Source organism: Tropicimonas omnivorans, assembly GCF_031846565.1.
GTDB classification, from domain to species: domain Bacteria; phylum Pseudomonadota; class Alphaproteobacteria; order Rhodobacterales; family Rhodobacteraceae; genus Tropicimonas_B; species Tropicimonas_B omnivorans.
In genome coordinates, this window is the sequence record NZ_JAVRHL010000003.1 from 1,040,273 (window position 1) to 1,052,370 (window position 12,098).

Here is a 12,098-nt window from a genome sequence, read left to right on the forward strand (position 1 = left end):
CGATATGACGCGCGAAGTGTTAACGGAGTCTTAAGCCCCGCTCTCCCTGACCAGGATTGCCGCGTAAAACCCGTCTCCGCCCTCGAGCGGACTGAAGCGGCGTTCCTCCCGGATGGTCCAGCCGTGCGTGTCACCGACGAACTGTGCGACCTGCTCTTCGTTCTCGGCGCGCAGCAGCGAGCAGGTAAGATAGGCGATCGCACCCGAGGAGAGCGCGGCGGCCCGGCGCAGAAGGCCGGCCTGGACATCTTTCAGTTCATCGAGCCGATCCGGGGTCAGGGACCATTTCGCCTCCGGCTGACGACGCCAGGCGCCGCTGCCCGAACACGGCACATCGAGGACCACGACAGGGTACCTTTCACCCTCCAAAATTCGTTTCACGACAGTGACTTTCGACCCGATCTTCGCGCGTGTCGCACGCTCCGGAATGTCACGCATACGGATCGGATCCGCATCATGGGCGACGATGGTGGCGCCGAGTGCGGCCAGCGCGAGCGCCTTGCCACCACCTCCCGCACAATAGTCGAGGATGGCGCCGTGCTCCGGAACGGGGATCATGGCGGCGGCAGCTTGCGAGGCGGCATCCTGAAGCTCGACGAGACCATCAATAAATGCGTTCGAATTCCGTATCTTGCGGGCGCCTTCTGTTACGCGTAGCGCTGTTGTGCATAAGGGATGAGGCTCGGTTTCGATCCCCTCTTCCGAAAGCCTCGCCTGAGCGGCCGCCCGGTCCATCCGGGCGATGTTTGCTCGCAAGGTTACCGGAGCTCTTGCCCGTAATTCATTGAGAACGGGGGAATAATCCTCACCTAAAGACCGGCGCAGATCGGTCATGAGCCAATCCGGAACGTCAAGCGTCTCGGCCTCCGTGACAGGACCCGTCGCGGACAGTTCCTCGTCGGTGGCGGGCGGCAGAGCATACGTCCCGCCGGTGAACCAGTCGGACGGCGCCTCGCCCCGTTCGCGCAGGAGGCCGAGGACGATCCCGCGGCCGGTTTCGCCGCCGCCGCGGGCCGCAGCCGAGCGTCGCCTGCGCAGACCGTCGAAGACGATGTCACGGATCGCTGCGCGATCCTTGGAGCCGGCGAAGCGGCTGCGGCGCGCCCAGTTGGTCAGCTCTTTCTCGGCGGGACCTCCCGCGAGGATGCGATCCAGTATCTCGACGGCGGCCGCGGCGCGCGCCGGCGGGGTCACGACCTCCCCCCGGCGTCGCGGCGGAGCGGTCTTTCATTTGACAGACGCGGCCCCGACCGGCCAGTGAGCGAGGCGAAGATGAAAAGCGAGTGGTACATGAAGACGATCTTCCTTCTGAACGGGCCCAACCTCAACCTGCTCGGTCAGAGGCAGCCTGAGATCTACGGCGCCGAAACGCTCGTGGACGTGGAACGGATCGCGCGGGAGGCCCTGGCCGACGGTTTCACGCTGAAGGCAATGCAGTCGAACCACGAAGGCGTCCTGATCGACAGCATCCAGGAGGCGCGGCAGAAAGCGGCCGGGATCGTGATCAATCCCGGCGCCTATTCGCACACCTCGATCGCCATTCTCGACGCGCTGAACGCCTTCGAGGGCCCGGTGATGGAAGTGCATATCTCCAACATCCACCGCCGCGAGAGCTTCCGCCACACATCCTATGTCAGTCTGCGTGCGGACGGGGTGATCGCCGGGCTGGGAACGGAAGGCTATGCCGCCGCCGTGCGGCGGATCTGCACCCTCGCCCCGGCCGGCCCTCAACCGATCCGGTAGTTCGGGCTCTCCCGCGTGATGGTCACGTCGTGGACGTGGCTTTCCTTCAGGCCCGCCCCTGTGATCCTGACGAACGAACAGTTGCGGCGCATCTCCTCGACGGTCGCCGCGCCGGTATATCCCATCGCCGCGCGAAGGCCGCCGACGAGCTGGTGCACCACCGCCTGAGCGGAGCCCTTGTAGGGAACCTGCCCCTCAATGCCCTCGGGAACGAGCTTGTCCGTCGCGGCATCCTTCTGGAAGTACCGGTCGGCCGAGCCGCGGGCCATGGCGCCGAGGGAGCCCATGCCGCGATAGGTCTTGTAGGATCGGCCCTGGTACAGGATGACCTCGCCCGGGCTCTCGTCCGTGCCGGCGATCATCGATCCGACCATGGCGCAGGAGGCGCCCGCGGCGATCGCCTTGGCGAAATCTCCGGACAGCTTGATGCCGCCATCGGCAATGATTGGCGTATCCCCCGCCGCCGAGGCGCAATCCATGACCGCCGTGAGCTGCGGCACGCCGACACCGGCGACCATCCGCGTCGTGCAGATGGATCCCGGCCCGATGCCGACCTTGATCGCGTCCGCCCCGGCGCCGATCAGCGCACGGGTGGCCTCGGCGGTGGCGACATTGCCGGCGGCGACCTGAACGTCGTTCGACAGCCGCTTGATCCGTTCGACGGCCTTGGCGACGCCCTCGGAATGGCCGTGCGCGGTGTCCACCACGATCATGTCGCAGCCGGCATCGATCAGCGCCTCGGAGCGCTCGAAACCCGAATCTCCGACCGTCGTCGCGGCAGCGACGCGCAGGCGCCCGAGGCGGTCCTTGCAGGCATTGGGATTGAGGACGGCCTTTTCCAGATCTTTCAGCGTCAGAAGCCCGGTGAGCTTGCCGGAGGCGTCCACCACGAGAAGCTTCTCGATCCGGCGGGCCTGCATCATCGACCGCGCCTCGTCGAGATCCGCAGGCTCGGTCAGGATCGCGAGCCGATCCGAGGTCATCATGGTGGAGACGGGCGTCTTGTCGTCCGAGGCGAAGCGCATGTCCCGGTTGGTGACGATGCCGACGACACGGCTCGAGGCGTCCACCACGGGGAAACCGGTGACGTTGTAGCGGGCCTGGAGCGCCTTGGCATCGGCCAGGGTCTGGTCGGGTGTCAGCGTGACGGGGTTGTAGACGGTGCCGCTCTCGAAACGCTTGACGCGGCGTACCTCCTCCTCCTGCTGTTCCAGCGTGAGGTTGCGGTGGATGACCCCCATGCCGCCCGATTGCGCCATGGCGATCGCCATGCGTCCCTCGGTCACGGTGTCCATCGCGGAACTCAGGACCGGAATGTTCAGGCGGATGGAGCGGGTGACGTATGTCCCGACATCGGCGGTGGAGGGAAGCACGCGGCTTTCCGCGGGCACCAGCAGCACATCATCGAAGGTCAGGGCCTCTCGAATCTCCATCTCACGCTCCTCGGGACGGTATCAATTGGCGCGTCCCTATTGCACGATGCCCGGCCGGGTGAAAGGCCCTCCGCTTCGGTCAATCCGCCGCGGCCCGTCCCGACCACGCTCGTCGCGCGCCGCCGAGGGCGGAGACCGGGAGCCATCCGCCCTGCCCGTCCGGCCAGAGGGCGAGCGTCCCGGTGCGGCCAAGCGCCTCGGGATCCAGCATCAGGCAGGGGCCGGCGCGGGGCGGGTCCGTGGCGGTGGTCACGACGATATGGGCCGTATCGCAGGCGGCCTCGGCGCGGGCGGCGTTCCCCCGGCCGGTGACGACGGCAAGGGTCTGCCCGCCGGGCAGGTCCGCACGAAGCTCCCCCGGCCGACCGGTGAAGCCGGGGCGACGGGCGGCGGCGTCCTGAAGCGAGGTATCGCCGTCATTCTCCAGCCAGATCGAGGCGACGAACCCGTCCCCGACGGGTTTCGACAGCGCGCGCCCCTCCTCCCCCATGATCCCGACGAGCCCCCCGGACGCGGCGATCAGCACGGGCGGACGCTCCGTCCCCCACCAGAGCGCGAGGGCGGCGGCCAGCAGCGGCAGGCCGGCGAGGCGCGCCAGTCCCTGCCAGAGGATCAGCCAGAGCGCCCCGAGTGTGATAAGCGGGAGAACCGCGCCGGGCCGGGCGCATGGACCGCGGTCACCGCGCCCGGCCAGGAGGACACGGTCTCGGCGACGCGAAGGATCCAGACGAGGCCCAGTTTCATCACGCCGAGCCCGATCCCCGAGAGGCCGAGAGGCCAGAGGCAGGCGGTCAGAACGGCCGCCGGCATGACGAGAAGACCCATCACCGGCACGCTGAGGAGGTTCGCGATCAGCCCGTAATCGGACAGGCGCCCGAAATGCGCGGCGGCGTAGGGGGCCGTCGCGGCGCCGGCGATGGCGGAGGACATGACAGTCGCGAGGATCGGGGCCGTGATCCGCGGCATCCGCGGGCCGATCTCCGGCAGTCGTCTCAAGCCGCCGAAGATGGCGACGAGGGCCGTCGTCGCGGCGAAGGACATCTGGAAGCCGGGCGACAACAGCTCTTCGGGCCTCCGCGCGAGGACGATCAGCGCGGCGATGGCGACGGCCCTGAGGGAGATCGCACGACGCTCCAGAAGGACGGCACCCAGCATCACGGAGACCATCACGAAGGCCCGCTCGGTCGAGACCGACCCGCCCGAGAGCGCCAGATATCCCGCCGCCGCCACCAGCGCGCCGGACGCTGCGATCTTCCGGCAGGGCCAGCGCAGCGCGGCGTAAGGCACGAGGGCGAGGCCCAGCCGGATCGCGCCGAGAACGACGCCTGTCAGAAGGCCCATGTGCAGCCCGGAGATCGCGAGAAGATGCGCGAGGTTGGACGCGCGCAGATGCTCCAGCCGCTCCAGATCGAGCCCGGAGCGGTCCCCTGTCAGGATCGCCGCGGCGAAGGCGCCGGACGGCCCGTCCATCCGGTCGCGGACACCGGTGCTGATCGACATGCGAAGGCGAAAGATCCAGGCGGACGGCCCCGTGTCGCGGCTGTCGTCCATCGCGAGGACCGGCGTGCGGGTGTATCCGACGGCGCCGAGCCGGCCGAAGAAGGCATGGCGCCTGAAATCGAAGCCCCCGGGCTCGGCCGGGCCGTTCGGCGGAGAGAGATTGGCGGTCAGCATGATCGCGCGGCCCGGCTCCGGCACGAAATAGTCCTGCGGCCCGTAGAGGGAGATGCGGACGCGCTCCGGCGTGCGGGCGGGCGGCAGGTCACCGAGATGGACCTCGGCCAGCGTGAGGCGGACCGCGTCCGAGGCGGAGCGGTCGATCCCGACGATCCGTCCCTCGACCGGGCCGTAATAGCGAAAGCCGAGGACGGGAGCGCCAACGTTGCGGGCCCGCAGGTCCGCCGCGATGCCGCCGGCGAGAATGAAGGCGAGCGCCAGGATCGGCGGCGCTCCCGGCCCCGCCCGCCCCGCGACGAGACCAAGCGCGACGCAGGCGAGGCTCGCCGCGACGAGCGCCGCCGGCGCCGGATCCGAGGGCAGCACGAACCAGATCGCGACGCCGACCCCGAAGGCCACCGGCGCCCAGTGCAAAAGGTGCCCCCTCTGGCGCTGAAGCGCGCGCGCCACTGACCCGTGCGGCCCGGTCCGCCGCGCGCCCTCGGCCGGAGCCTCCCTTGTTCCTGTCACGTCGCTTGCATACACGTCGCCCGAGTACCGGCGGACCGGTTAGCGCAAGGTTAACGCCGGCGCGGCCACCGCCCTTCAGAGATGACCCTGGACAGAGCGGAGAGCGGCGCCATGACGGACGAGACGAGAGCGACGGGCGGGACCGGGCAGACGGAGGTCGTCACCCGCTTCGCGCCCTCGCCCACCGGCGCGCTGCATATCGGCGGCGCGCGGACGGCGCTCTTCAACTGGCTCTTCGCGCGCGGCCATGGCGGCACGTTCCTGTTGCGGATCGAGGATACCGACCGGGCCCGCTCCACCCCCGAAGCCGAGCGCGCGATCTTCGACGGGCTGACCTGGCTCGGCCTCGACTGGGACGGCGACGCCGTCAGCCAGGCCGCTCAGGCGGAGCGGCACGGCGAGGTCGCGAAGGCGATGCTGGAGAGCGGCACGGCCTACAAGTGCTTCTCGACCCCCGAGGAGGTTCAGCAGGCGCGGGACGCCGCCCGAGCGGAAGGACGATCCACCAACTTCGCCAGCCCCTGGCGGGACGTGCCCGAGAGCGAGCACCCGGAGGGCCAGCCTTTCGTCGTGCGCATCAAGGCCCCCCGCGAGGGCCAGACGGTGATCGAGGATGCCGTCCAGGGCAGCGTCACCTGGGCGAGCCGCGATCTCGATGACATGGTCCTCCTGCGGTCTGACGGCACGCCCACTTACATGCTTGCCGTGGTCGTCGACGATCACGACATGGGGGTCACCCATGTCATCCGCGGGGACGATCACCTCGCCAATGCCGCACGGCAGAAACTGATCTACGACGCGATGGGCTGGACCGTCCCGGTCTTCGCGCACATCCCCCTGATCCTCGGACCCGACGGTAAGAAGCTGTCCAAGCGTCACGGTGCGACGGGCGCCGCCGAATACCGCGCCATGGGGTATCCCGCGGCGGCGATGCGCAACTACCTGGCGCGCCTCGGCTGGTCCCACGGCGATGACGAGTTTTTCACCGACGAACAGGCCAAGGACTGGTTCGACCTGGCCGGAATCACCAAGAGCGCCGCGCGTCTCGACTTCAAGAAACTTGAGCATATCAGTGGCTTGCATATCGCTGCCGCACCGGACGTCGCCCTCGTCGAGGAGGCGGACGGCTATCTCGCGGCCACCGGGGCGCCGCCACTTTCGGACGATCAGCGCGCGGCCTTCCTGGCCGCGATGCCGCATCTGAAGGAACGGGCCAAGACCTTCGGCGAGCTCTTTGAAAAAGCGCATTTCGCCCTCGGGAGCCGCCCCTTCACCCCCGACGAGAAGGCAGCCAAGGCGCTCGACCCGGACGCCCGCGCGCTTCTCGGCGATTTGACGCCGCACCTGCGAAACGCTACTTGGGAGCGCACCGCACTCGAAACGGCATGCGGCGATTTCGCCGCCGAACGGGGAATTAAATTCGGCAAGATGGCCGGCCCCATCCGCGCTGCCTTGTCGGGGCGGACAGTTACCCCGAGTGTCTTTGACATGATGCTCGTGATCGGCCGGGACGAGACCATCGACCGGCTCAAGGACGCGGCGGAGGGCTGAACCAAGGGCCCCCCGTTTGCAGCACCGATACCGCCCCGGCGGATTCGAAAGAGGACGATCCATGCCCGACGACAAACAGGACGCGAAAACGGCCACACTGACCTTCGACAACAAGTCGCTGGAGCTGCCCATGCTCTCGCCGACCTGCGGTCCGGACGTGATCGACATCCGCAAGCTCTACGCCCAGGGTGACATCTTCACCTATGATCCCGGGTTCACTTCCACCGCCGCTTGCGAAAGCAACATCACCTTCATCGACGGCGAGGAAGGCGTGCTCTTGCACCGGGGCTACCCGATCCAGCAGCTCGCGCAGCAATCCCACTTCCTCGAGGTCTGCTACCTGCTGCTCTACGGCGAGCTTCCCTCCGCCGAACAGCTCGAGGATTTCGAGAATCGTGTGACCAACCACACGATGATCCACGAGCAGATGAAGAACTTCTTCTCCGGATTCCGCCGCGATGCGCATCCGATGGCGATAATGACCGGCGTCGTCGGTGCGATGTCCGCCTTCTACCACGACAGCACGGACATCCACGATCCGTGGCAGCGCGAGGTCGCCTCTATCCGGCTCATCGCCAAGATGCCGACGATCGCCGCGATGGCGTTCAAGTACTCGATGGGTCAGCCCTTCGTCTATCCGCTGAACGAACTCGACTATGCCTCGAACTTCCTGCGGATGTGCTTCTCCGTGCCCGCCGAGGAGTATCATGTCGACCCGATCCTCGCCCGCGCGATGGACCGGATCTTCACCCTGCATGCGGACCACGAGCAGAACGCGTCGACCTCCACGGTCCGGCTCGCCTCCTCGTCGGGTGCGAACCCGTTCGCCTGCATCGCGGCCGGCATCGCCTGTCTCTGGGGCCCGGCGCATGGCGGCGCCAACCAGGCCTGTCTGGAGATGCTGCGGGAGATCGGCACCGTCGACCGGATCCCCGAATTCATCGCCCGCGCCAAGGACAAGAACGATCCGTTCCGGCTGATGGGCTTCGGTCACCGCGTCTACAAGAACCACGATCCGCGGGCCACGGTGATGAAGGAAAGCGCCGACGAGGTGCTGGAGCTGATGGGGATCGAGAACAACCCGACGCTCCAGGTCGCCAAGGAACTGGAAAAGCAGGCGCTGGAAGATCCCTACTTCACCGAGAAGAAGCTCTTCCCGAACGTGGATTTCTATTCCGGCATCATCCTCGATGCGATGGGCTTCCCGACCTCCATGTTTACCCCGATCTTCGCGCTGTCGCGCACGGTCGGCTGGGTCGCCCAGTGGAAAGAGATGCTGACGGACGACCACATGAAGATTGGCCGTCCGCGCCAGCTCTATACCGGCGCCGGAGCCCGCGACTACATCGAGGTGGAGAACCGCTAAGGGCGGCTTCCCGTCGATCCGCTCATGAAAAGGCCCCGCCTGTTGGCGGGGCCTTTTTTCATGTCAGGGTCACGAGACGATTTGGGGCCTCGCCGGAGCGTCGCTGTCGCCGGGGTGCCGGCCGGCAGGGTCGGAGGCGTCAGCGGCCCTCGAATGCGGCGGGACGCTTCTCGAGGAAGGCCATGACGCCTTCGCGGAAATCGCGGGTTCGGCCGCACTCGCCCTGTAGGCGCGCTTCGACGGCGAGCTGGCCCGGCAGGTCATTGGCGAGGCCCTCCCGGAACGCGGTCTTGATCGCCCGGTAGGCAGCCGTCGGGCCTGTCGCGAGCTGGCGGGCGCGGGACCACCAGAACTCGGCGAAGCTCTCCTCCGGAACCGCCTCCCAGATCATGCCCCACTCGGCCGCAAGGGCGGCAGGGACAGGCTCGGCCAGGAGCGCGGCGCCCATGGCCCGCGCAAACCCGATCTGGCGCGGGAGCCAATAGGTGCCGCCGGCATCGGGCATGAGACCGATGCGCGAGAAGGCCTGCGTGAAGCTCGCCGTCTCCGAGGCGATGACGATGTCCGCCGCGAGGGCCAGGTTGGCCCCTGCCCCGGCCGCAGCGCCATTGACGGCGGCGATGGTCGGGATCGGACAATTCGCGAGGCCGAGGATCATCGGCTCGTACTCGTCCCTCAGGACGCTTTCGAGATCGCTCGTGTCGAGCGTTGCGCCCTGCGCGAGGTCCTGCCCGGAGCAGAAGGCCCGGCCCCGGCCGGTCAGGACGAGCGCCCGCGCCTCGTCCGGCGCGCGCGTCGCCGCATGGGTGATCTCCGTGCGCATCCGGCTGTCGAGCGCGTTCATGACGTCCGGCCGGTCGAGGGTGACGATGGCGACGTCCTCGCGCAGCTCCCAGGTGATCGTCTCGTACTGCATCGCGGCCTCCCCCGGCGTGACTTCTGCGCCGGAAAGGATGTCCGAGGGCAGCTTCGAGGGGAAGGGAGCGCGAGGTGTGACACTGCGTCAGTGCCGGTCCTGCTCGCCCTCCGTCAGCTCGTCGAGACGGCGGCGCTCGGCGGCACTGAAATGGGTGGCACCGGCCCCGTCGTAGCCGCGCTGGCGGCGGATGTAGAACACCGACACGCCGAGCCCCGCGAGGAGCGCCAGCGGTCCCGCGGCCCAGAGAAGGAGATTCGCCCCCGAGGTGTCCGGGCGCAAAAGCACATACTCGCCGTATCGGGACACGAGATAGGCCTCGATCTCCTCGTCGGTGTCGCCGGCGAGGATGCGCTCGCGGACGAGGACGCGCAGGTCGCGGGCGAGATCCGCATTGCTCTCGTCAATGCTTTCGGAGCGGCAGACGAGGCAACGGATCCCGGTCGAGAGATCCCGCGCGCGGGCCTCGAGGGCGGGATCCTCCAGCATCTCGTCCGGCGTGACGGCGAGGGCGGGAAGCGTTGCGAGCGCGATCAGGACAGCGGCGAGGAGGTGTCTCATTCCGCTGGCACTCCGGAGGCCGGCGCGGCCTTGCGCCGGATCGCCGCGAGGCGCAGGCGGCGGTCTCCGAGCGACAGCGCGCCGCCGAGCGACATGATGATGGCCCCCGCCCAGATCCAGCTGGCGAACGGCTTGATGTAGGTGCGGACGGCCCAGCCACCGCCCTCCTGCTGCGCGCCGATCACGAGGTAGAGATCCCGCAGGATGCCACTTCGGATGGCGGCTTCCGTGGTCGGCATTCCGGCGACGGGATAGACGCGGCGTTCCGGGTGAAGGCGGGCGATCTCGCGGCCCCCCTTGTCGACGCGCATGTCCGCCATCGTGGTCGTGTAGTTCGGGCCGCGGCCTTGGGTGACATCGTCGAGGGTCACGCCGTAGCCCGCGACCTCGAAGCGCTCGCCGACCGCCGCGACGCGGATGTCCTCCACCTGCCAGCCCAAAAGCGCGGAGATGCCGAGGATGGTGACGCCAAATCCGGCATGGGCGACGCTCCGCCCCCAATCCGCGCCGGGCAAGCGACGGAGGCGGCCGGCGCGCTGCGCGAAGGACCCGCGACCGGTACGCTGCGCGAGATCGACCGCGGCGCCGGCGATCACCCAGACCGCGAGGCCGACGCCGAGCGGCGCGAGGATCGGCTTGCCGGTCCCGAGGGTCCAGGCCAGCGCGGCGGCGAGGAATGCGGCGGCGGCTGCGATGCGCAGGGGCCGGACAGCCTTCCCCGTGGCACGCTTCCAAGGGAGCACGGCGCCTACCGGCAGGATGAGCGCAAGCACGATCATGAACGGGGTGAAGGCCGCGTCGAAGAACGGCGCGCCGACGGAGAGTGTGCGGCCGAAGAACATCTCGGCGGCGAGCGGCCAGAGCGTCCCCACAAAGACGACGAAGGCGCCGACGGCGAGCAGCACGTTGTTCGCCACGAGTGCGCTCTCCCGCGAAAGCGTCGCGAAGGCGCTGCGGGCGGTCATCTCGCGGGCCCGGATGGCATAGAGGAGCAGCGCGCCGCCGACGAAGAAGGTGAAGATCCCGAGGATCACGTTGCCCCGGAGCGGATCCGTCGCGAAGGCGTGGACCGAGGTCAGAACGCCCGAGCGAACGATGAACGTGCCGAGGAGCGAGAACCCGAAGGCGAGGATGGCCAGAAGGACGGTCCAGCTCTTGAGCGTCTCGCGCTTCTCGGTGACGGCGGCGGAATGCAGGAGCGCGCCGGCGATGAGCCACGGCATGAAGGACGCGTTCTCCACCGGATCCCAGAACCAGAAACCGCCCCAGCCGAGCTCGTAATAGGCCCACCAGGACCCCAGGGCGATGCCCGCGGTGAGGAAGAGCCAGGCGGCCAGCGTCCAGGGGCGCACCCAGCGGCCCCAGGCGGCGTCCACCCGTCCCTCGATCAGCGCAGCGACGGCGAAGGAGAAGGACATCGAGAGCCCGACATAGCCCAGGTAGAGGAAGGGCGGATGGAAGGCGAGACCGGGATCTTGGAGGAGCGGGTTCAGATCCTGACCGTTCATCGGCGGCACGGCGAGCCGCTCGAACGGGTTCGACGTCAAGAGGATCAGCCCGTAGAACGCAACGCCGACGGAGGCCTGCACGGCGAGCACCCGGGCCCTGAGCGAGGTCCGCAGCCCCCGTCCGAACCAGGCGACGGTGGCACCGAAGAGCGCGAGGATCAGCACCCAGAGCAGCAGGGAGCCCTCGTGGTTCCCCCAGACGCCGCTGATCTTGTAGAGCATCGGCTTGTCGGTATGGCTGTTGGCGACGACCACCGCGAGCGAGAAATCCGACACGACGAAGGCCCGCATCAGGGCGGCAAAGGCAAAGCCGGTCAGCAGGACCTGCGCCGAAGCCGCGGGCCGGGCCGCCTCCATCCACCCCGCCCAGCCCTTGGCGGCGCCGATCATCGGAACGATCATCTGCACAACGGCCGCGATGGCGGCGAGGATCAGGGCGAAATGGGCGAGCTCTGTGATCATGGGGCGCAGCCTACAGGCCGCACGCGCCATGCGGAAGCCGCCCGAGCTCGTGCTGCGCGCACGTGACGCGGCGCCGGGCGAGCGGGGCCGGGACCGGGTGGCGCCGGGGATCGTGCGAAGGCCGGATCGTGCGTCCTTCCAAATGGCCGGGACCCTTTGGGGCTCCGCCCCCGCCTTCCTCGTGGAAGGCTCCCCCGGGGTATTTTCGGGAAAGGTGAAATGCCGTGGAGGCGCACCGGCCGGGACCTAGGCAGAAAGGGAGTGCGCAAGAGTTGCATGCGGGCGGAAGATGCCGAGGACTCGCTGCGCATGACGAGCGAGGGCGTCGGCGGCGCCCGTGATGACGCCTATGCGCTTCGGTTGGCCGTCGG

General features: G+C 68.5%; 10 protein-coding genes. 3 read left to right on the top strand and 7 right to left on the bottom strand.

Going from position 1 to position 12,098, the window contains the following annotated elements; all coding sequences use genetic code 11:
- Positions 1 to 30: 30 nt before the first annotated feature.
- Positions 31 to 1,194 (bottom strand): RsmB/NOP family class I SAM-dependent RNA methyltransferase, encoded by a 1,164-nt coding sequence (locus tag RM543_RS15605; RefSeq protein WP_311693227.1) that lies wholly within the window; start codon positions 1,192 to 1,194, stop codon positions 31 to 33.
- Positions 1,195 to 1,290: 96 nt separating this feature from the next.
- On the opposite strand from RM543_RS15605, the gene aroQ reads away from it, so the two are divergent.
- Positions 1,291 to 1,743: a type II 3-dehydroquinate dehydratase gene (aroQ, locus tag RM543_RS15610; protein ID WP_311693228.1), complete on the top strand. Its 453-nt coding sequence runs from the start codon at positions 1,291 to 1,293 to the stop codon at positions 1,741 to 1,743.
- On the opposite strand, the gene guaB is transcribed toward aroQ, so the two are convergent.
- The 3 genes from guaB to RM543_RS15625 all read right to left on the bottom strand — a co-directional run bounded on the left by guaB (position 1,728) and on the right by RM543_RS15625 (position 5,363).
- Positions 1,728 to 3,176, bottom strand: coding sequence for an IMP dehydrogenase (guaB, locus tag RM543_RS15615; protein WP_311693230.1), 1,449 nt, complete (start codon positions 3,174 to 3,176; stop codon positions 1,728 to 1,730). The two genes, aroQ and guaB, sit on opposite strands and share 16 nt — an antisense overlap.
- 79 nt (positions 3,177 to 3,255) lie before the next feature.
- The gene (locus RM543_RS15620; protein WP_311693232.1) at positions 3,256 to 3,702 is read right to left on the bottom strand and encodes a hypothetical protein; all 447 of its coding nucleotides are present in this window, start codon (positions 3,700 to 3,702) and stop codon (positions 3,256 to 3,258) included.
- An 86-nt stretch (positions 3,703 to 3,788) separates the two neighbouring features.
- The gene (locus RM543_RS15625) at positions 3,789 to 5,363 is read right to left on the bottom strand and encodes a ComEC/Rec2 family competence protein (RefSeq protein WP_311693234.1); all 1,575 of its coding nucleotides are present in this window, start codon (positions 5,361 to 5,363) and stop codon (positions 3,789 to 3,791) included.
- A gap of 111 nt (positions 5,364 to 5,474) precedes the next feature.
- Between RM543_RS15625 and gltX the strand changes: the two genes are divergently transcribed.
- Positions 5,475 to 6,914 carry a glutamate--tRNA ligase gene (gene gltX, locus RM543_RS15630; protein ID WP_311693384.1) on the top strand — a complete coding sequence of 480 codons (1,440 nt, stop codon included), beginning with the start codon at positions 5,475 to 5,477 and terminating at the stop codon, positions 6,912 to 6,914.
- 61 nt (positions 6,915 to 6,975) lie between these two features.
- Positions 6,976 to 8,280 (top strand): citrate synthase, encoded by a 1,305-nt coding sequence (locus RM543_RS15635; RefSeq protein WP_311693236.1) that lies wholly within the window; start codon positions 6,976 to 6,978, stop codon positions 8,278 to 8,280.
- 139 nt (positions 8,281 to 8,419) lie between these two features.
- Here RM543_RS15635 and RM543_RS15640 read toward each other — a convergent pair whose 3' ends face one another.
- The 3 genes from RM543_RS15640 to RM543_RS15650 all read right to left on the bottom strand — a co-directional run bounded on the left by RM543_RS15640 (position 8,420) and on the right by RM543_RS15650 (position 11,727).
- Positions 8,420 to 9,196 carry an enoyl-CoA hydratase-related protein gene (locus RM543_RS15640; RefSeq protein WP_311693239.1) on the bottom strand — a complete coding sequence of 259 codons (777 nt, stop codon included), beginning with the start codon at positions 9,194 to 9,196 and terminating at the stop codon, positions 8,420 to 8,422.
- 87 nt (positions 9,197 to 9,283) lie between these two features.
- Positions 9,284 to 9,757, bottom strand: coding sequence for a cytochrome c-type biogenesis protein (locus RM543_RS15645; protein ID WP_311693241.1), 474 nt, complete (start codon positions 9,755 to 9,757; stop codon positions 9,284 to 9,286).
- A complete protein-coding gene (locus RM543_RS15650; RefSeq protein ID WP_311693243.1) occupies positions 9,754 to 11,727 on the bottom strand; it encodes a heme lyase CcmF/NrfE family subunit in 1,974 nt (657 codons plus the stop codon). Before RM543_RS15650 ends, RM543_RS15645 begins: the two co-directional genes overlap by 4 nt.
- Positions 11,728 to 12,098 lie beyond the last annotated feature (371 nt).